Genomic DNA, 19,589 nt, shown 5'->3' with positions numbered 1-19,589 from the left:
AAGACTTAAGGATCATCGCAAAGCCCATCCGGCGGTCACGTTAAAAAAGCCCCAGACTTGCCGCATTTCCGCGCCCCTGGCGCAGCAATTCCGGGTTTTCGTGACTCATGTCGATGATGGTCGTGGGCTCTCGCGCGCAGGCGCCGGCGTCCAGGATGACCTGAAGCTGCTTGTCCAGGCGATCGGAGATCTCTTGCGCGTCATTCAGCGGCTCGCTGTCGCCGGGCGCGATCAAGGTGGTCGCCAGCAGGGGCTGGCCGAAGATGGCCAGCAGGTCCTGGGTCACCCGGTGATCGGGCACGCGCAGGCCGATGGTGCGGCGCGAAGGGTGGGAGAGGCGGCGCGGCACTTCCTTGGTCGCCTCCAGGATGAAGGTGAAGGGCCCCGGTGTCGCCATCTTGAGCAGGCGGTACTGGCGGTTGTCCACGCGCGCATAACTGGCCAACTCGCTGAGGTCGCGGCAGAGCAGGGTCAGGTGGTGCTTGTCGTCGACGCCGCGAATGCGCCGCAGCGCTTCGGCCGCCGCCTTGTCGTCCAGATGGCAGACCAGGGCGTAGCTGGAGTCGGTGGGGATGGCGGCGATGCCGCCGCCGTGCAGGATTTGCGCCACCTGCTTGAGGAAGCGGGGCTGCGGGTTGTCCGGGTGAACTTCGAAGAACTGAGCCATGGGCCATTGTGGCGCTGGCTCCAGCGCGCGTGCGCGGGGCGGTGCGAAAAAGACACGCGCGTCCCGCGGCCAGGGTTCACACCCTCACTGCGGCGGATGCACCCGGTCCGCCAGCTCCAGCCAGATCGGCTGCAGGCGGCCGGACAGGGCGTCCAGGCGGCCGAGGTCGATGCGGCTCTCGTCGGGTGAATGGAAATCGGAGCCGCGCGAGGCCAGCAGGCCGAACTCCAGCGCCGTCTCGGTGTACTTGGCGGCCTCAGCGGCCGTGTGGCTGCCGGTCACCACCTCGACGCCGCGGCCGCCATGGGCGATGAACTCGGTGAAGAGGGCGTACTCCTCGGTGGGCGTGAAGCCATAGCGCGCCGGGTGGGCGATCACAGCCATGCCGCCGGCCTCGCGCAGCCAGCGCACGGCGTCGCCCAGGCCGGCCCAGCGGTGTTCGACATAACCGGGCTTGCCCTCGGTGAGGAAGCGGCGGAACACCTCGCTGATGTCGCTGCAATGGCCGGCCTCGACCAGGAAGCGAGCGAAATGGGTGCGCGAGATCAGCTCCGGGTTGCCCACATACTGCAGCGCACCTTCGAAGGCGCCGGGGATGCCCACGGCTGCCAGGCCGGCCGCCATCTCTCGGGCACGCGGCTCGCGGCCACCTCGGGTGGCACGCAAGCCCTGGATCAAGGCCTCGTTGTGGTGGTCAAAACCGAGGCCGACGATGTGCACCACGCGGCCGGCGAAGCTGACCGAAATCTCCACCCCGGTCAGGTAGGCCAGGCCCTGGGCCTGGGCGGCTTCCAGCGCGCGCTGCTGGCCGCCCACCTCGTCGTGGTCGGTCAGGGCCCAGAGCTCGACGCCATTGGCCTTGGCCCGCGCCGCCAGTTCCTCGGGCTGCAAGGTGCCGTCGGACACCCGCGAGTGGCAATGCAGATCGGCATTGCTGAGGTGGTGGAGGGCCCACTGGTGGACGGGTTGGCGGTCGAGGTTTGGATTCACCGGGCCATTTTAGGCGCCGGCCTCTTCCGTCATCGCCTCGACGATCATCTGCACCCGCTGCTGACCCTGGTATTCGTCCAGGCTCAGGCGGTAGGCCAAGAGGCCGCGCTCGGGCACCGGCTCGATGTGGCCGAACCAGATCGCATCGCGCAGGGCACCGCCCTGGCGCAGGCGCAGCTTGAGGTGACGCTCGCCGACGATGCGCTGCGAGATCACCTCGACCCGGTCGCAGAACAGCGGCGCTTCGAAAGCCTGGCCCCAGACCTGGGCGTCCAGGGCGCGCACGGTGTCGGCGGTGAACAGCTCCGGGGCCAGGGGGCCATCGGTGCGCAAGGTGCGGGTCAGGGCGGCTGCGTCCAGCCATTCGGCCGCCACGTCTTGCAAAGCCTGATCGAAGCGCTCGAAGCCGTCGTCGGCCAGGGTGCAGCCGGCCGCCATGGCGTGGCCGCCGAACTTCTTGAGCAGCTCGGGGTGGCGCTTGCTGACCAGGTCCAGGGCGTCGCGCAGATGAAAACCGGGGATGGAGCGGCCCGAGCCCTTGAGCTGTCCATCGGCGCCGCGGGCGAAGACGAAGGTGGGCCGGTGGATGCGGTCCTTGAGGCGCGAGGCAATGATGCCGACCACGCCCTCGTGGAACTCGGGTTCGAACAGGGCCAGGGCGGCGGGGGGCTCACCCTTGAGGCGCGGGTCTTGCATCAGTTCGTCGAGCTTGAACTCGGCCTGCTCGCGCATATCGGCCTCGATCTCGCGGCGCTCGCGGTTGATGGCGTCGAGCTGACGCGCCAGTTCCAGGGCGCGGGTCGGGTCGTCGCTGAGCAGGCATTCGATGCCCAGGGTCATGTCCGAGAGCCGGCCGGCGGCATTGATGCGCGGGCCCAGGGCAAAGCCGAGGTCGAAGGCATTGGCGCGGCTGCAATCGCGGCCGGCGGCGGTGAACAAGGCAGCGATGCCGGGCTGCACTCGGCCGGCGCGCATGCGCTTGAGCCCTTGCGCGACCAGGCGGCGGTTGTTGGCGTCGAGCTTGACCACATCGGCCACCGTGCCCAGGGCCACCAGGTCCAGCAGGCCGTCGAGCTTGGGCTGCGGCGTGTTGTCGTAGCGGCCGCGCTGGCGCAGCTCGCTGCGCAGGGCCAGCAGCACATAAAAAGCCACGCCCACGCCGGCCAGGTTCTTGCTGGCAAAGCCGCAGCCGGGCTGGCTGGGGTTGACCAGGGCGTCGGCCGCGGGCAGCTCGATCCGGCCTTCAACCACGGCGGGCAGGTGGTGGTCGGTCACCAGCACGCGCAGGCCCAGGGCCTTGGCATGGGCCACGCCGGCCATGCTGGCAATGCCGTTGTCCACGGTCATCAAGAGCTGCGGCCGTTGTGGAAGGGCCAGCTCGACGATGGCTGGCGTCAGGCCGTAGCCATGGATGGCGCGGTCGGGCACCACGTAGCAGAGCTGCTCGGGCGCCGCGCCCAGCAGGGCCAGGCCGCGCAGGGCCACGGTGCAGGCGGTGGCGCCGTCGCAGTCGTAATCGGCGACCAGGCAAATGCGCTGGCGCTGCTCGATGCAGTCGGCCAGCAATCGCGCAGCCTCCTGGATGCCTTTCAAATCCTCGGGGGGCAGCAAGCGGGCCAGGCCGTCGTCCAGCTCTTCGGCCGAGCTGACGCCGCGCGAGGCGAACAGGCGCGCCAGCAGGGGCGCAACGCCGGCTTGTTCCAGCGCCCAGGCGGTGCGAGGCGGCACCTCGCGCGTCAGCAGGCGGGGCGCGTTCACAGGGCCCCCAGCAGTTCGGTGGTGTTGGCGCGCGGTGGGCTCAGGCGCTGCCACAGGCCTTGCAGGGCGCCGCTGGGGCGCAGGCTGTAGCACTGCGCGAAGCGCTCGCCACACAGGGTCAGGCGCAGCGAGGGGTGGGACTTGCGCGCCAGGTCGAGCGCGCGCGCCACCGGGCCGGCGTCCAGGGCCACCCAGGCTTCCGACCAGGCGGCCCAGTCACCCGCCAGCAAAGGCGCGCGCAGGCGCTCGTCCAATTGCAGCTGCGCGGGCAGTTCGCCGCCCTCGGCGCGGCCGCAGCCGCTGATCCAGACCGAATTGACGGCCAGCACGCCGCGCTGCTCGCGTGCCTGGTTGAGCGGGTGTTCGTGCAGCAGCATCTGGATCTCGTTTTGCAGGCGGCGCAGCAGTCGGGCCTCGGGCATCCAGGCCGCCACATTGCGGGCCAGGATGCGGTCCAGGCTGGCGCTGGCCAGGCCTTGCAGGCTGGCGTGGCCGATCAGCCAGGTCTGGCTGTCCACCCATTGCGCCGCCCAGCCCTCCTGGCTGGGCCAGAGCTCGGCCAGGGCCTCGAAGAGGGCGCGCGAATCGAATTCGCTGAGCTGCAGCTCCTCGGGGTTGTAGGCGGTGATGTGGTCGGCGCCCACGGCCAGATGCAGGGGCGTCAGGCGTGCCCAGGCCAGGCGCTCGTCCAGCCCCAGGCTGCGGGCCAGCCAGGCGGCGGTGGGCAGCTCGCCCGGCGCGGCCTGGCTGCCGCGCAGCTGGGCCAGGGCCAGTTCCTGCGGGGTGTTGAGGCTGTACTCGTCCTCGCCGATGGGCGCGCCGTCCGGGCTCAGGCGGCCCAGCAGTTCGCTCAAATGGGGCAGGTTCAGCTCGCCCAGGCTGTGCTGGCAGGCCTCGCCCAGGGCGCTGGCGTGGGGAATCATCAGATGCATGGGCGTGATTATCGAGGCGCGGGCGCGCCGCTGCCGCAGGGCTGGCGTCATGGAAGCGTCACAGGCCTGCCATGGCCGCGACATGGGCCCGGTCGAGACTGCCCGCCATGCCGCACGACCCCGCCACCTCCCGCGCAGACTGGGCCTTGGCCGCCCACCCTCCCGAGGCCGAGGACGGCCCGGCGGAGCCGCCCAGCCGGCGCTACCGCACGGTCTGGATCTCGGACCTGCACCTGGGCACGCCGGGCTGCCAGGCGGTGGCGCTGCTGGAGTTCTTGCGCGAGGTGGAGTGCGAGCAGCTCTTCCTGGTGGGCGACATCATCGATGGCTGGCAGCTGCGCCGCAGCTGGTACTGGCCGCAGGCCCACAACGATGTGGTGCAAAAGCTGCTGCGCAAGGCGCGCAAGGGCTGCCGCGTGGTCTTCATCCCCGGCAACCACGACGAGTTCGCGCGCAAATACCTGGGCCACAACTTCGGCGGCATCGAAGTGGCCAAGGAATGGGTGCATGAGACGGCCGATGGCCGCAAGCTCTGGATCACCCACGGTGATCTCTTCGACGGCGTGATCCAGTGCGCCAAGTGGCTGGCCCATGTGGGCGACACCTTGTACGAGCTGACGCTCAAGCTCAACCGCCACCTCAACAGCCTGCGCGCCCGCCTGGGCCTGCCTTACTGGAGCTTGTCCAAGTACCTGAAACTCAAGGTCAAGCGGGCGGTCAGTTTCATTTCCGATTTCGAGGTGGCGGTGGCGCGCGAGGCGCGCAAGCGCGGCGTGCACGGCGTGGTGTGCGGCCACATCCACCATGCCGAGCTGCGCGAGATCGACGGCATCCTCTACGCCAACGACGGCGACTGGGTCGAGAGCCTGACCGCCCTGGTCGAGCATGCCGACGGGCAGCTGGAAATCCTCGACTGGAGCGCCCACAGCACGGTGCTGGCCGGCCGCAGCGTGGCCCCGCCGCGCACGGAGCTGGCGCCGCAGGGGCGCTAGCCGAACATGCCTGCACGGCAGGGCTGCTGGCGTAGTCCGTTCGGCTCATGGAACTGTCATATTTCATCCATAGAATGAATCGATGACCGTTCCTCAAGTGCCCGTCCAGCTGCTCAATCGCGAGCAGGCCATTCTTGAATTCAACCGGCGCGTGCTGGCCCAGGCCCAGCGTGCCGACGTGCCCTTGCTGGAGCAGCTGCGTTACATCTGCATCGTCTCGTCCAACCTCGATGAGTTTTTCGAGGTGCGATTCGCCGACATGCTGGACGCCGCGCGCGATCCCGAGAGCCTGGTCAATAACCGCGATGTCGAGCGGGTGGGGCGCGCCGCCCACGCTCTGATCGACGAGCAGTACTCGGTCTTCAACGACCTGGTCATGCCGGCCCTGCGCGCCCAGCGCATCGTCGTGCTCAACCATGCCGACCGCAACGAGGCGCAGCGCCAGTGGGTGGCCAAGTTCTTCGAGCGCGAGGTGCGGCCGCTGCTGGTGCCGGTGGGTCTGGACCCGGCCCACCCCTTCCCGCAGGTGGCCAACAAATCCCTGCACTTCATTGCCCGGCTCTCGGGCAAGGATGCCTTCGGCCGCGACAACCGCATCGCCATCGTCAAGGTGCCGCGCGTGCTGCCGCGGGTGATCAAGCTGCCGGCCTCCATCAGCGATGGCCAGCAGGCCTTTGTGCTGCTGACCAGCGTGATCCGCGCGCATCTGGAAGAGCTGTTTTCGGGCCGCAAGGTCGAAGCGTTTTCGCAGTTCCGCGTCACCCGCGACTCCGACCTCGAGGTCGATGAGGAAGAGGTGGCCAATCTGCGCCACGCCCTGCGCTCGGGTCTGACCACGCGCCACTTCGGCCGGGCCGTGCGCCTGGAGGTGGTGAACACGTGCCCGGCCGAGTTGTCACAGTTCCTGCTGGAGCAGTTCGGCTTGCCGGCGGCGGCCCTGTACCGGGTCAACGGCCCCGTCAATCTGGTGCGCCTGAACGAGCTGATCGACCAGACCGAGGCGCCTGAGCTGCGCTTCGCCGACCATGAGCCGATCTGGCCCCAGGGCCGCCTGCCGCGCCAGAAATCGCTGTTCGACCGCCTGCGCAAGGGCGATGTGCTCTTGCACCACCCCTTCGAGAGCTTCGATCCGGTGGTGGAGTTCCTGCGCCAGGCCGTGGAGGACCCGGACGTGCTGGCCATCAAGCAGACCATCTACCGCACCGGCAGCAAGTCGGTGCTGATGGATCTGCTGATCGAGGCGGCGCGGCGCGGCAAGGAAGTGATGGCCGTGGTGGAGCTCAAGGCCCGCTTCGACGAAGAGGCCAATATCAACTGGGCCGAGCGCCTGGAGGCCGTGGGTGCGCAGGTGGTCTACGGCATCGTCGGCTACAAGACGCATGCCAAGCTGCTGCTGGTGACGCGCCGCGAGGGCGCCAAGTTCCGGCGTTATGCCCATCTGTCCACCGGCAACTACAACCCGCGCACGGCACGTTTTTACACCGACCTCGGTTATCTCACGGCCGACCCGGAGCTGACCTCGGACGCCGATGCGGTGTTCCGCCAGCTCGCCTCGCTGGGCAAGATCAAGCCGCCCAAGCGCTTGCTGCTGGCGCCCTTCAATATGCACAGCCGCATGCTGGAGTACCTGGCTCAGGTGGAGCAGGCGGCGCTGGCCGGCAAGCCCGCCCGGGTGGTGATCAAGATCAATGCGCTGACCGATCTGGAGTTGATCCAGGCCTTACTGCGCGTCTCGCAAGCCGGGGTCAAGGTGGACCTGATCGTGCGCGGCGCCTGCATGTTGCCGCCGGGTCTGCCCGGTGTCAGCGACAACATCGTCGTGCGCTCGGTGGTGGGGCGCTTCCTGGAGCACACCCGCATCTGCTACTTCCGCTGGGGCCCTGGCGAGGAAGATGAGGCGCTCTACCTCTCCAGCGCCGACTGGATGAGCCGGAATATGTTCCGCCGCATCGAGGTGGCCTGGCCGGTGGTCGATGCCCGCCTGCGCCAGCGCGTCATCGACGAGGGCTTGCTGCCTTATCTGCATGACAGCCTGGACGCCTGGCAGCTCGGCCCCGATGGCCGCTCCAGCCGCATCTCTGACCAGGGCTGCAGCGCCCAGCAGGCGCTGATGAAGCGCTACCAGTCCGACAACTGAGCAGGTGGAGCGCGGGCCGTGGATCTGATTCTCTGGCGCCATGCCGAGGCCGAGTTGCTGCCCGAGGGCGGCACGGATGTGGCCCGTCGGCTCACGCCCAAGGGTGAACGCCAGGCTCAGCGCATGGCCGCCTGGTTGAACAGCCGCCTGGCCGAGAACTGCCGGGTGATCGCCAGCCCGGCGGTGCGCACGCATCGCACCGCCCTGGCCCTGGGGCGCGATCTGCAGCTGCTGCCGGCCTTGCTGCCCGATGCGCAGCCGCAGGCACTGCTGGGGGCGGCGGGCTGGTCCGTGACGGGCCCGGGCCCGGGCGCCGACGCAGCCCCGGTGCTGCTGGTCGGTCATCAACCAACCCTGGGCCGCGTGGCCGCGCTCTTGCTGAGCGCGCAGGATCAGGCCTGGGCGGTCAAGAAAGGGGCCATCTGGTGGCTACGAGCGCGGGAGCGCAACGGCCGCCCTGAGGTGACCCTGCACACGGTGCTGGCGCCCGATCAGCTCTGAGCCGATCAGGCGCGGGCGTTGCCCGGCGGTCTCAGGCCAGCAGCAATTCCAGCACCCCCGAGCGGGCCCAGGCCTGCGCTTCTTCCTGCAGCAGGTAGAGCGCACGCGGCTGGGTGTTGGGCAGGGCCTTGGGCAGGCTCAAGGTGATCTGGCGGCCATCTCGGCGAAGGCTCAGGGCCTTGGGCTCGGTCACGCCGCGGGCATGGCAGGCGATCACCGCCAGGCGCAGGCTCAAGAGTTGCCAGAGCAGGCTTTCGTCGCTCATCTGCGCTTCCAGCTTGCGCAGGCCGCCCCGCTGGCCCAGGGCCAGATCGGCCAGGCGACGCAGCTGGTCCTGCGAGAAACCGGCCGCGTCCACATGGGAGAGCAGGTAAGCGCTGTGGCGGTGGTGGTCGTGGTGCGAGACCATCATGCCAATCTCATGCAAGGCGGCGGCCCAGGCCAGCTCGCGCTGCAGGGCTCGGCTGGCGCGCGGTGCCAGCTGCTTGTGCAGACGCAGGGCCAGGTCTTGCACGCGGGCAGCCTGGGGCAGGTCGACGCTGAAGCGCTTTTGCAGCGCGGCGACCGAGGCCTCGCGCATGTCCAGCACGGTGGCGCCCTCGCCGGCGCGTTCGGTTTCCAGGCGTTCGACCAGGTCGAAGATCACGCCCTGGCGCAGCGCGCCCTTGGCTGGCCGCAGCTCGGGGATGCCGAATTGGGTCAGCAAGGTGTAGAGGATGCACAGGCCGCCGCCGACCACGGCGCGGCGGTCTTCCTTGAGACCGGGCAGGTCCAGGCGGTCCATGCTGCCGGCTTCCAGCGCGCGCTCGATGCACCAGCGCAGGGCTTCGGGCGTGATGCGGCCATCGGTCTGGCCGCTGGCCGCCAGGATTTGCGCCACGGCGCCCACGGTGCCCGAGGAGCCCAGGGCCTCCTGCCACATGGTGGGTTTGAACAAGGCGAAAGCTTCTTCGAGCTCGGCTCCCGCGGCCACCTGGGCGGCGCGGAAGGCCTCGGGCGTGAACTGGCCGTCAGGGAAAAAGCGCAGCGACAGGCTGACGCTGCCCACCTGGAAGGATTCGGCCGTCAGCGGCTTGCGGCCCCGGCCCAGAATCATCTCGGTCGAGCGGCCGCCGATGTCGATCACCAGGCGCGGCAGGTTGGAGGGCTGCAGGCGTGCGACGCCGGCGAAGATCAGGCGTGCTTCTTCGCGGCCCGAGATCACCTCGATCGGGTAGCCCAGGGCTTCGCGGGCGCGGGCCAGGAAGGCATTGCGGTTGCGCGCTTCGCGCAGGGTCTGGGTGGCGACGGCGCGCACACGCGCGGCCGGGAAGCCCTCCAGGCGGCTGGCGAAACGACGTAGGCAGTCCAGGCCGCGCTGCATGGCCGCCTCGGTCAGCATGCCTTCGCTGTCCAGGCCGGCACCCAGGCGCACGGTTTCTTTCAAGTACTCCAGGCGCTTGTACTGGCCGCGCGGTAGGTGGGCGATCTCCAGGCGGAAGCTGTTGGAGCCCATGTCGATGGCGGCGAGTGGGGCGGTGGCCGGCGGCGAAAACTCGACGGCGCGGGGGGCGGCAGGAAAATTCATGGCGGCATTGTCAGCGCAAACCGAGGCAGCTCTGTGTCGGCGCGCCATCGGTGTGGCGCTGCGTGGCGCTGCGTGGTGATCATGGCGCTTGACAGGCTTGCTAAGATGAAAGCCAGAGCTCAGGTGGCGGCCGTCCAGGCCGGGCCACCGTAGCTGCAGGGAGGCTGTCTCAGCCTCCCCTTTGTTTTTATGACCGGTTGTGGGCGGGCGCTTGCCTCGCGCCGCGGCCGGTGTGGGCACCCGCCGGCACCCACCACCTGGAATGACATGACTCTGTTTTATATCGTGCTGGCCACTTTCAGCGGCGGCCTGCTCTCGGTGCTGATCGCGGCCAGTGTGACCGTCACCTTGCTGGGGAGGGTGGTGAAACACCTGGTGGGTCTGTCCACCGGCGTGCTGCTGGGCACGGCCTTGCTCCATGTGCTGCCCGAAGCCTTTGAGAGCCAAGCCAGCCCGCATGCCTTGTTCATGACCCTGCTGGGCGGCCTGCTGTTCTTTTTCCTGCTGGAGAAGGCCGAGCTCTATCGCCACAACCACCACCACGAGGGCGATGGTCACCACCACCACCATCATTTCGATGTCGAGCAGGCGGGGCGCGGCGGCCTGAGCGTGCTGGTGGGCGACAGCATCCACAATTTCTGTGACGGCATCATCATCGCGGCGGCCTTTCTGGCCGACCCGCATCTGGGCCTGGTCACCTCGCTGGCCATCATTGCGCATGAGATCCCGCAAGAGGTGGGCGACTACATCGTGCTGCTCAACGCGGGCTTCTCGCGCGGCAAGGCGCTCTTGTTCAATGCCATCTCGGGCCTGTCGGCGGTGCTGGGCGGGGTGCTGGGCTATTTTGTGGTCGGCCCCTGGGAGAGCTTGTTCCCCTTCCTGCTGGTGGCGGCCAGCAGCAGCTTCATTTACGTGGCGGTGGCTGACTTGATCCCGCAACTGCAGCGCCGTTTGCCGCTGCGCGAGACCTGGCTGCAGCTCTTGTGGCTGAGCGCCGGTTTGGCGATTCCGCTGGTGGTGGTGGCGGTGTCAGGCCACCATTGATGTGATCACTGAGGTCATCGCGGAGGCCGAGCGCAATCTCGGGTGCCCATGAAAAAGGCCGGCGCTGCACGCTGCAGCCCGGCCTTTGATTTTTGTGCGAGGGTGAGGGTTCAGCGAACCACCAGCACCGGCACCGTGCAGTGGGTCAGCACCTTCTGGGTCTCGCTGCCCAGCAGGAGTGCTTGCACGCCGCGGCGGCCATGCGAGGCCATGACGACCAGATCGCAGTTGTTTTTGCCCGCGTGTTCGATGATGGCCTCCCAGGCATGCAGGGCTTCAAGGGTGTGGCCCTCGTGGGGCACGCCGTCCGCCTCGGCCAGAGTCAGCACGGCCTTGACGCGGGCGCTGGCGATGCGCTCCTGCGCGTCGAAGAACTCCTGCGGCGGCGTCGGCTGCATTTCCGACACGGCGCTGTAGGGGAAGGGCTCCTTGACGCTCAGGGCGTAGATCTTGGCGCCATGCACCTTGGCGAGGGCGATGGCCGTGTGGATGGCCTTGGTGGAAATGTCAGAACCGTCAGTGGGCACCAGAATGCGCTTGAACATGGCAAACCTCCGTTGTTGTGGGGTTCAGTTTCAGGGCAGGACCGCCCGCCCATCTTGCGCTATGTCAAGTGAAATGCCCAGTCAGGTTTTCAGCCCTGGGCCACCGGCCGGCTTGGGTCCGAGGACCATTCGCTCCAGGAGCCGGGGTAAAGGCGCGAGCCGCTCAAGCCAGCATGCTCCATGGCCAGCAGGTTGTGGCAGGCGGTGACGCCCGAGCCACACTGATGCACCACCTCCGCCGGGGCGAACGGCGCCAGCAGGCTGTGGAACTCCTGGCGCAGCTGCTCGGCCGGCTTGAAGCGGCCATCGTCCTGCAGATTGGTCTTGAACAGGCGGTTGCGGGCACCGGGGATGTGGCCGGCCTTGGCGTCCAGCGGCTCTACCTCGCCTCGGAAGCGCTCGGGCGCGCGCGCGTCGATCAGGCGCAGGCGGCCGAGCTGACGCTGCAGCGCATCGGCATCCAGGCGGGGCACCAGGCTGTCGGGCAGGGGGAGGGGCGCGGTGCTGGTGTTTGCTTCCGTCAGCGCCGGGGCGGTGCTCAGCGCGCCACCGGCCGCGACCCAGGCGGCATGGCCGCCGTCCAGCACCGCCACCTCGGCATGGCCGATCCAGCGCAGCATCCACCACAGGCGGGCGGCATACATCCCGCCTTGGCCGTCGTAGGCCACGACCTGCAGGCCCGGGCGCAGGCCAAGTGCGGCCATGCGGGCGGCGAACTCGGCGCGGTCGGGCAGGGGGTGGCGGCCGCGAAAGCGGCCATCCGGCCCGGTCTTGGTGGCGCTCAGATCACGGTCCAGGTGCAGGTAATGCGCGCCGGGCAGGTGGCCCTGGGCATGGCTGCGTTCGCCGGCAGAGGTGTCGGCGAGGTCAAAGCTGGTGTCGATCAGCAGCAGGGCCTGGCCGGCGGCCTGGGCCTGCTGCAGTTCGGTGGCGGTGATCAGGGTCTGAAAGCGAGCGGGGTTCATGGCGTGCGCGATTCTTGGGCTGCGGTGGATTGCGGCGTTGATTGTCTACCGGCTTGGGCCCAGCTGGCGCCCACGCCGGCGGCCACGATCAAGCCCATGCCGATCAGCGCACCGGCATCGACCTGCTCGCCAAAAAACAGCAGGGCGTAGCCGACCGAAAACACGATGCCCAGATACTGCAGCGCCGCGTTGACCAGGGCTTTGCCACGGCCGTAGGCGCGCGTCATCATCAGCTGGGCCGCGGTGGCCAGCAGGCCGACGGCCAGCAGCAGGCCTGCGCCCTTCAGGCTGTGCGGGTGCAGTCCCTGGCTGAGGCTGAGCTGCTGCATGCCGGATGTGATCAGCGCCCCGGCCAGCACGCCGCCCAGTGAAAAGTAAAACACCACGCGGTACTCCGGCTCGCCGGCCCGCCCCAGGCCGGCCACCTGCAGATAGGCCAGGGCCGAGAGCATGCCGGCGACCAGGCCGATCAGGCCCGCCGTGATCTGGTCTTGCGCCAGGGTCGGGCGCAGCACCAGGGCCACCCCAACAAAGCCCAGCAGCACCGCGGCCACCAGACGCGGGCGGACCGGCGCCGTCTTGAACAGCAGGGCGCCCAGAATCATGAACACCGCCATCCAGACCGAGGACATATAGCTGAGCGTCATGGCCGTGCTCAGCGGCAGCTGGCTGATCGAGTAGAACCACAGCGAGAGGGCCAGCACGCCCGCCAGGCTGCGGCCGAAGTGCTTGAGCGGCACGGAGGTGCGCAGGCTTTTGCCTTGCACCAGCGCCATGCCGCCGACGAGCAGCACGCCGATCAGGCTGCGGTACATGACGATCTCGCTGGCGTCGTAGTAGGCCGAGGCCAGCTTGACGCAGACGCCCATGCTGGCGAACAAGAACGTGGCGGCGACGATCAGCAAGGAGGCGGACATGGCGGGCAGAGCAATCGAGGGCAGGGCTCAGAAAAGACAACGCCCCGGCAGGACGGCTGCGCAGGGCGTTGCGAGGGCTTGGGCAGAGGGTGGCTGTGCGCTCAGCGATCCAGTTTCATCTCACGCCGGTACCACTGGTGGAAATGGCGCATGCCGTCTTCCATCGGGCTCTGGTAGGGGCCGACTTCGTTGTCGCCACGCTCCATCAGGGCGCGCCGGCCTTGGTCCATGCGCAGGGCGATTTCGTCATCTTCCACGCAGGTTTCCATATAGGCGGCCTGGTGGGCCTCGACGAAGTCGCGCTCGAAGGCGGCGATTTCCTCGGGGTAGTAGAACTCGACGATGTTGGCGGTCTTCTGCGGCCCTTGCGGGAACAGGGTGGACACGACCAGCACATGCGGGTACCACTCGACCATGATGTGCGGGTAGTAGGTCAGCCAGATCGCGCCGGACTCGGGCGGGCGGCCTTCACGGTACTTGAGCAGCTGTTCATGCCAGCGCTGGTAGACCGGCGAGCCAGGTTTGGCCAGATCCTTGTGGATGCCCACGGTCTGCACCGAATGGTGCTCACCGAACTCCCAGGCGAGATCGTCGCAGGTGACGAATTGACCCAGGCCCGGGTGGAAGGGGCCGACGTGGTAGTCCTCGAGGTAGACCTCGATGAAGGTCTTCCAGTTGTAGTCGCACTCGTGCACATGGACCTTGTCCAGCACATAGCCCGAGAAATCGAGTTGGGCAGCTGCCCCTAGATTTTTCAGCGAAGCGGCGACATCGTGGCCGTTGTCCTCGAACAGCAGGCCGTTCCACTCGCGCAGCTTGTAGTTGTTCAGGTTCAGGCAGGGATCGTGATCGAAATGCGGTGCACCGATCAGCTCGCCCTGCAGGCTGTAGGTCCAGCGGTGCAGAGGGCAGACGATGTTGCTGCGGGTGTTGCCGCGGCCGCGCAGCATCACGGCCTGGCGGTGGCGGCAGACGTTGGAGATCAGCTCCAGGCCATTGGGGGTGCGCACCAGGGCGCGGCCTTCTTTTTCCTGCGGCAGGGCGTAGTAGTCGCCCACCTCCGGTACGGCCAGGGCATGGCCGATGTAGCGCGGGCCGGCCTGAAAGATCAGCGCCTGCTCGCGCTGGAACAGGGCTTCATCGAAATAGGATGTCACGGGCAGCTGGGTGACGGTGCTGGCGTCTGCCGAGTTGGCAGGGCTGGCGCCGGAGCTGTGCGGTGTTTCAATCACTGAGAGGGCGATGCTCAGGTCGGACATGATCCAAGTGGGTCTCCTAGGAACCGGGGTGTCGGCCCATGCCGACACCGGCCGCGCCAGATGCGCGCAGGCCTGCTGTGGGAAAGAAAAGGATGAAAAAGCATGCAGCCCAGGAGAAGCAAGCCGGGGCGCTGCCGATCGGCGCCCCCTGCGGGTTTCTACTCTGGGGCTTGCCGTGCTGCGAGCAGGCAAGGAGGCGGGATTGTACCCAGGCCAGCCTTCAAGCGCCCCGGCCTGTCAAGTTACCCGCCGTTTCAGTCGTGGCGGCCGGCTGACATTGCCGCTGCGGGCGGGCGTGGCGCACTGACTACAATCGCGGTTTGCTTGTCTCGAACAATGACCCGATCCAGCAGCGCGTCCAAAGCCGCATCCAAAGCCGCCGCTTCCCAGGCGGAGGAGGATTTGGCACACCTCAGCTACGAGCAGGCGCTCGCTGAGCTGGAGCGTTTGCTGGCCGATATGGAGGGTGGCCAGTTGCCGCTCGATCAGTTGCTGGAGAGTTACAAGCGGGGTGCCGGCCTGTTGGGGCTGTGCCGATCGCGACTGCAGGCCGTAGAACAACAAGTCAAGGTGCTGGAGGGCGAGGGATTGAAACAATGGGGAGAGTCCTGAGCGTGGATGCTGGTGTGTTTGAACAATGGATGCAGCGCTCGCTCGCTGCTTGTGAATCAGCGCTGGACGCCTTTGTCCCCGAGGATGCCCCGGCCGGTCTGGGCGAAGCCATGCGCTATGCGGTGCTCGATGGCGGCAAGCGCTTGCGACCCTTGCTGGTGCTGGCCACCTGCGAAGCCGTCGCTGGTCATGCGGGCGCGGCCATGCGCGCGGCCTGTGCGGTGGAGTTGATTCATGCCTACTCTCTGGTGCATGACGACATGCCCTGCATGGACGACGACGTACTGCGCCGTGGCAAGCCCACCGTGCACGTCAAGTTCGGCGAGGCCCAGGCCATGCTGGCGGGCGACGCCATGCAGGCTCTGGCCTTCGAGGTGCTGACGCCGGACGAGGCGGACTCCGACATGGCGCCGGCCTTGCAAGCCCGCTTGTGCAGCCTGCTGGCCCGCTCGGCCGGCCATGCCGGCATGGCCGGCGGCCAGGCCATCGACCTGGCCAGCGTGGGCAAGCAGCTCGATGAATGCACGCTGCGTGATATGCACCGCCGCAAGACCGGCGTCTTGCTGCAAGCCAGCGTGATGATGGGCGCAGCCTGCGGCGACATCAGTCTGGCCGCGCGCCAGGCCTTGTCGGATTACGGCGCGGCCCTGGGCCTGGCCTTCCAGGTGGTCGATGACATCCTCGATGTGACCCAGGACTCCACCGTGCTGGGCAAGACTGCCGGCAAGGACCAGGACGCCAACAAGCCGACCTATGTGTCGGTGCTGGGCCTGGAGCCTGCCCGCGCCCTGGCTCGCCAGCTGCGCGACGACGCCCACCGGGCCCTGGCGGCCACTGGCCTGCGCAACACCGCCTGGCTGGGTCTGCTGGCCGATATGGTCGTGGAACGAGACAACTGAGCAAACGCGGCACCATCATCCATGAGTGACTCTCTGCTGCACACCATCAACAGCCCGGCCGATCTGCGCCGCCTGCCTCGCACCGAGCTGCCCAAGCTGGCCGGTGAATTGCGCGCTTATGTGCTGGACACCTTGTCCAACTCGCGCATCGGCGGTCATCTGGGCTCCAACCTGGGCACGGTCGAGCTGACCGTGGCCCTGCACTATGTGTTCAACACGCCGCACGACCGTCTGGTCTGGGATGTGGGCCATCAAACCTATCCGCACAAGGTCTTGACCGGCCGCCGCGACGCGCTCGCCACCATCCGCCATTTCGGCGGCATCAGCGGCTTTCCGCGCCGCGACGAGAGCGAGTACGACACCTTCGGCACCGGTCACTCGAGCACCTCCATCTCGGCCGCCCACGGCATGGCCATGGCCGCCAAGATCAAGGGAGAGGACCGCAAGGCCGTGGCCATCATCGGTGACGGGGCGATGACGGCCGGCATGGCTTTCGAAGCGTTGAACAACGCCGGCGTCGCCCACGGCGGCGTGATGGGCGATGTGCTGGTGATCCTGAACGACAACGACATGTCGATCAGCCCGCCGGTCGGCGCGCTGAACAAATACCTGGCCCGTCTGATGAGCGGCAGCTTCTACGCCTCGGCGCGCGAGGGCGCCAAGTCGGTGTTGAAGAACACGCCGCTGTACGAATTCGCCAAGCGCTTCGAAGAGCACACCAAGGGCATGGTCGTGCCCGGCACCATCTTCGAAGAGTTCGGCTTCAACTACGTCGGCCCCATCGATGGCCACGACCTCGATGCCTTGATTCCGACCCTGGAGAATCTGCGCGGCAAGAAAGGCCCGCAGTTCCTCCATGTGGTCACCAAGAAGGGCCAGGGCTACAAGCTGGCCGAGGCCGATCCGGTCAAGTACCACGCGGCACCGGGCAAGTTCGACCCATCGGTCGGTTTCGTCAAATCGGCAGCGCCGGCCAAGGTCAGCTTCACCCAGGTCTTTGGTGACTGGCTCTGCGATATGGCCGAGGCCGACAGCCGCCTGATCGGCATCACGCCGGCCATGCGCGAAGGTTCGGGCATGGTGGAGTTCCACAAGCGCTTCCCGACTCGCTACCACGATGTCGGCATCGCCGAGCAGCATGCGGTGACGGTGGCCGGCGGCATGGCTTGCGAGGGCATGAAGCCGGTGGTGGCGATCTATTCCACCTTCCTGCAGCGTGCGTATGACCAATTGATCCACGACGTGGCCCTGCAGAACCTGCCGGTGCTGTTTGCCCTGGATCGTGCCGGTCTGGTCGGTGCCGACGGTGCCACCCACGCCGGCAACTACGACATCGCCTTCACCCGCTGCATCCCGAATATGGCGGTCCTGACCCCGGCGGACGAGAACGAATGCCGCCAGGCGCTCTACACCGGCTACCAGCACAGCGGCCCGGTGACCGTGCGCTACCCGCGTGGTGCCGGTGTGGGCGTGGAAGTCCAGAAGACCATGAGTCTGCTGCCCTGGGGCAAGGGCGAGCTGCGCAGGCAATCGAGCAAGCCGCAGCTGGCGGGCGCGGCCGGTGCGCCGCGCATCGCCATCCTGGCCTTCGGTACCTTGCTCTACCCGGCCTTGGAGGCGGCCGAGCAACTCGACGCCACCGTGGCCAATATGCGTTTTGTGAAGCCGCTCGATGTCGAGCTGGTCACCGAGCTGGCACGCACGCACGATGCCCTCGTCACCGTGGAAGACGGCTGCCTGATGGGCGGTGCGGGCTCGGCCGTGATGGAAGCCTTGCAAGCCGCCGGCCTCAATCCGCCGGTGCTGGTGCTGGGCCTGCCTGATGAATTCATCGAGCACGGCGAGGTGCCCAAGCTGATGGCGGCTTGCGGCCTGGACGCCAGCGGCATCGAACAAGCCATCCTCAAGCGCTTCGGCGCCCGACCCAGCCTGCTGCGCCCCGCCGCCAATCAGTGAGGCATGGCCGCCAAGACCTTGCCGCGGCAAGGTTGGTGGCTTGCTGGCAAGCTGAGGGCTTCAGGGTTATCCCGTAATTTCTGCGGCCACATCGACGGGCCGCGCACCCGATTGCATGAACCAAGTCACCAGCGCCCTTCACATCCCCGACACCCAGAGCGAGCGCGATGAGCGCCACCTTGTCATCCAGCGCGTCGGCGTCAAGGATGTGCGCTACCCGCTGCAGATTCAGGTCGGCACGCAGGCGCAGCCCACCGTCGGCACCTGGACGCTGGACGTCAGCCTGCCGGCCGAGAAGAAGGGCACGCACATGTCCCGCTTCGTCGCCTGGCTCGATGCCTTGCAGGCGCCGCTGGATGCGGCCTCGCTGCGTGAGCTGCATGGCCAGATGCTGGCCAAGCTGGAGGCGGCCGAGGGCCGCATCGAGGTGGCGTTCAGCTTCTTCATCCGCAAGCGCGCGCCGGTCTCCGGCATCGAGAGCCTGCTGGACTACCAAGGCCGCCTGATCTCTGAAACCCGCGCTGGCCAGACCACGGTCTGGGCCGAGGTGGCCGTGCCGGTCAAGAGCTTGTGCCCCTGTTCCAAAGAAATCTCCGACTATGGCGCTCACAACCAGCGCTCGCTGGTGACAGTGCGTGCCGAAATCGGCGCCCAGCCGGTCAGCTGGCAGGAACTGGTGCGCTTCGCCGAGGAAAGCGCCTCCAGCGAAATCTGGCCCCTGCTCAAGCGCAGCGACGAGAAGTGGATCACCGAGCATGCCTACGAGAACCCCAAGTTCGTCGAGGATCTGGTGCGCGATGTGGCCCTGCGCCTGAACGCCGATCCGCGCATCGGCCGCTACACGGTGGATGTTGAGAACTTCGAGTCCATCCACAACCATTCGGCTTACGCGCGCATCGAGCGGCTCTGAGTGATTTAGCGGAGCGCTTGCTCCAAGGCGCGGCTCATGCGCTCAGCCTGAGCCTGCAGGGCCTGCAGAAAGCTTTGTGCCAGCGGCTGCGCCGGCCGGTACATCGGCAGCAGAGCCGAGACCTGGAAGGACACGGACATGCTGAAGCGCCGCAGCTGCAGCCCCGGGCCGGCCAGGGCCAGCGCCGTCAAGGGATTGACGATGGCCAGGCCCAGGCCTTGCTGGACCATCGCGCACACGGCCACAGCGCTGTGGGTTTCCACGCGCAAGCGGCGTTGCACGCCGGCCTCCGCGAACAGGGCATCCAGCTGCAGCCGGTACGGGTCCTCGGCCGAGAGGCTGATGAAATCCTGGCCCTCGAAGTCCGAGGGCTGCAGCACCTGACGCGCCAGCAGCGGGTGGCCCGCCGGCAGCACACAGACCTCATCCAGGGTCAGCACCGGCACCCGCTGTGTGCCCTCGGCGCTGTGCGTCTGCTGCTCGCTCAGGCCCAGATCGAAGCGCTGGGCGGCCATCCATTCCTCCAGCAGCGGTGATTCCTGCGGCGTGATGGACAGCTGCGCCGCCGGGTGGGCGGCCAGAAAGTCAGCGCAGGCGGTGGGCAGCAGGGCATGGCTGAGCGCAGGCAGGCAGAGCACGGCCAACTGCACCTGTTCGTCCCGGCCCAGTTGAGCCGCGCGGCTGCGGATGCGGTCCAGGCCCTGGTAGCTGCGCTGCACTTCGTCGAACAAGGCCAGGCCCCGCGCGGTAGCGCGCAGGCGGCCGCGCTGGCGCTCGAACAGGGCATAGCCCAGCAGTTGCTCCAGCCGCGCCAGCTCACGGCTCAGTGTCGGCTGCGAGCTGCGCAGCAACTGGGCCGCTTCGGTGACGCTGCCGGCCGTCATGATGGCGCGGAAGACTTCGATATGGCGCAGGCTGATGTCCGGGTTCACGAGATG

At 67.7% G+C, this 19,589-nt stretch carries 18 protein-coding genes; 8 read left to right on the top strand and 10 right to left on the bottom strand.

The window, feature by feature from the left end:
- Nucleotides 1-40: 40 nt before the first annotated feature.
- From OOB33_RS21455 to OOB33_RS21440, 4 genes are all read right to left on the bottom strand, one after another.
- A complete protein-coding gene (locus OOB33_RS21455) occupies nucleotides 41-667 on the bottom strand; it encodes an L-threonylcarbamoyladenylate synthase (protein WP_102766486.1) in 627 nt (208 codons plus the stop codon).
- Between the two features lie 84 nt (nucleotides 668-751).
- On the bottom strand, nucleotides 752-1,657 hold the full coding sequence (locus OOB33_RS21450; protein ID WP_271010156.1) for a 3',5'-nucleoside bisphosphate phosphatase: 906 nt from the start codon (nucleotides 1,655-1,657) through the stop codon (nucleotides 752-754).
- A 9-nt stretch (nucleotides 1,658-1,666) separates the two neighbouring features.
- Nucleotides 1,667-3,415 (bottom strand): single-stranded-DNA-specific exonuclease RecJ, encoded by a 1,749-nt coding sequence (gene recJ / locus OOB33_RS21445; protein ID WP_271010155.1) that lies wholly within the window; start codon nucleotides 3,413-3,415, stop codon nucleotides 1,667-1,669.
- Nucleotides 3,412-4,347, bottom strand: coding sequence for a hypothetical protein (locus tag OOB33_RS21440; protein ID WP_271010154.1), 936 nt, complete (start codon nucleotides 4,345-4,347; stop codon nucleotides 3,412-3,414). The genes recJ and OOB33_RS21440 overlap by 4 nt, the downstream gene beginning before the upstream one ends.
- 107 nt (nucleotides 4,348-4,454) lie before the next feature.
- On the opposite strand from OOB33_RS21440, the gene OOB33_RS21435 reads away from it, so the two are divergent.
- From OOB33_RS21435 to OOB33_RS21425, 3 genes are all read left to right on the top strand, one after another.
- Nucleotides 4,455-5,339 carry a UDP-2,3-diacylglucosamine diphosphatase gene (locus OOB33_RS21435; RefSeq protein WP_171826992.1) on the top strand — a complete coding sequence of 295 codons (885 nt, stop codon included), beginning with the start codon at nucleotides 4,455-4,457 and terminating at the stop codon, nucleotides 5,337-5,339.
- Between the two features lie 82 nt (nucleotides 5,340-5,421).
- Entirely contained in the window at nucleotides 5,422-7,476 is a 2,055-nt protein-coding gene (gene ppk1, locus OOB33_RS21430) for a polyphosphate kinase 1 (RefSeq protein ID WP_271010153.1), read from the top strand.
- An 18-nt stretch (nucleotides 7,477-7,494) separates the two neighbouring features.
- Nucleotides 7,495-7,977: a SixA phosphatase family protein gene (locus OOB33_RS21425; RefSeq protein WP_102766492.1), complete on the top strand. Its 483-nt coding sequence runs from the start codon at nucleotides 7,495-7,497 to the stop codon at nucleotides 7,975-7,977.
- Nucleotides 7,978-8,008: 31 nt separating this feature from the next.
- Here OOB33_RS21425 and ppx read toward each other — a convergent pair whose 3' ends face one another.
- Complete coding sequence (ppx, locus tag OOB33_RS21420) at nucleotides 8,009-9,544, bottom strand: exopolyphosphatase (protein WP_171826995.1); 1,536 nt, start codon at nucleotides 9,542-9,544, stop codon at nucleotides 8,009-8,011.
- A gap of 267 nt (nucleotides 9,545-9,811) precedes the next feature.
- On the opposite strand from ppx, the gene OOB33_RS21415 reads away from it, so the two are divergent.
- Nucleotides 9,812-10,588, top strand: coding sequence for a ZIP family metal transporter (locus tag OOB33_RS21415; RefSeq protein ID WP_102766494.1), 777 nt, complete (start codon nucleotides 9,812-9,814; stop codon nucleotides 10,586-10,588).
- Between the two features lie 110 nt (nucleotides 10,589-10,698).
- On the opposite strand, the gene OOB33_RS21410 is transcribed toward OOB33_RS21415, so the two are convergent.
- From OOB33_RS21410 to OOB33_RS21395, 4 genes are all read right to left on the bottom strand, one after another.
- Nucleotides 10,699-11,133, bottom strand: a complete 435-nt coding sequence (locus OOB33_RS21410; RefSeq protein WP_102766495.1) for a universal stress protein — start codon at nucleotides 11,131-11,133, stop codon at nucleotides 10,699-10,701.
- A gap of 89 nt (nucleotides 11,134-11,222) precedes the next feature.
- Complete coding sequence (locus tag OOB33_RS21405) at nucleotides 11,223-12,098, bottom strand: sulfurtransferase (RefSeq protein WP_271010152.1); 876 nt, start codon at nucleotides 12,096-12,098, stop codon at nucleotides 11,223-11,225.
- Nucleotides 12,095-13,015 carry a DMT family transporter gene (locus OOB33_RS21400; RefSeq protein ID WP_271010151.1) on the bottom strand — a complete coding sequence of 307 codons (921 nt, stop codon included), beginning with the start codon at nucleotides 13,013-13,015 and terminating at the stop codon, nucleotides 12,095-12,097. The genes OOB33_RS21405 and OOB33_RS21400 overlap by 4 nt, the downstream gene beginning before the upstream one ends.
- 101 nt (nucleotides 13,016-13,116) lie before the next feature.
- Nucleotides 13,117-14,274 (bottom strand): aromatic ring-hydroxylating oxygenase subunit alpha, encoded by a 1,158-nt coding sequence (locus OOB33_RS21395; RefSeq protein WP_271010150.1) that lies wholly within the window; start codon nucleotides 14,272-14,274, stop codon nucleotides 13,117-13,119.
- Between the two features lie 336 nt (nucleotides 14,275-14,610).
- Here OOB33_RS21395 and xseB point away from each other — a divergent pair, with 336 nt between their 5' ends.
- The 4 genes from xseB to folE2 all read left to right on the top strand — a co-directional run bounded on the left by xseB (nucleotide 14,611) and on the right by folE2 (nucleotide 18,651).
- Entirely contained in the window at nucleotides 14,611-14,886 is a 276-nt protein-coding gene (gene xseB, locus OOB33_RS21390; protein WP_102766499.1) for an exodeoxyribonuclease VII small subunit, read from the top strand.
- Complete coding sequence (locus OOB33_RS21385; RefSeq protein ID WP_102766500.1) at nucleotides 14,871-15,785, top strand: polyprenyl synthetase family protein; 915 nt, start codon at nucleotides 14,871-14,873, stop codon at nucleotides 15,783-15,785. Before xseB ends, OOB33_RS21385 begins: the two co-directional genes overlap by 16 nt.
- Nucleotides 15,786-15,806: 21 nt before the next feature.
- Entirely contained in the window at nucleotides 15,807-17,741 is a 1,935-nt protein-coding gene (dxs, locus tag OOB33_RS21380) for a 1-deoxy-D-xylulose-5-phosphate synthase (RefSeq protein ID WP_271010149.1), read from the top strand.
- A 115-nt stretch (nucleotides 17,742-17,856) separates the two neighbouring features.
- Entirely contained in the window at nucleotides 17,857-18,651 is a 795-nt protein-coding gene (folE2, locus tag OOB33_RS21375; RefSeq protein WP_271010148.1) for a GTP cyclohydrolase FolE2, read from the top strand.
- Between the two features lie 5 nt (nucleotides 18,652-18,656).
- Here the strand turns inward: folE2 and OOB33_RS21370 are convergent, their stop codons facing one another.
- The gene (locus OOB33_RS21370) at nucleotides 18,657-19,583 is read right to left on the bottom strand and encodes a LysR family transcriptional regulator (RefSeq protein ID WP_442953055.1); all 927 of its coding nucleotides are present in this window, start codon (nucleotides 19,581-19,583) and stop codon (nucleotides 18,657-18,659) included.
- Between the last annotated feature and the right edge of the window lie 6 nt (nucleotides 19,584-19,589).

It is taken from the genome of Paucibacter sp. B51, assembly GCF_027863535.1.
Taxonomy (GTDB): domain Bacteria; phylum Pseudomonadota; class Gammaproteobacteria; order Burkholderiales; family Burkholderiaceae_C; genus Paucibacter_A; species Paucibacter_A aquatilis.
Note: the sequence above shows the minus strand (reverse complement) of the source record. Positions and strands in the feature narration are given on the sequence as shown.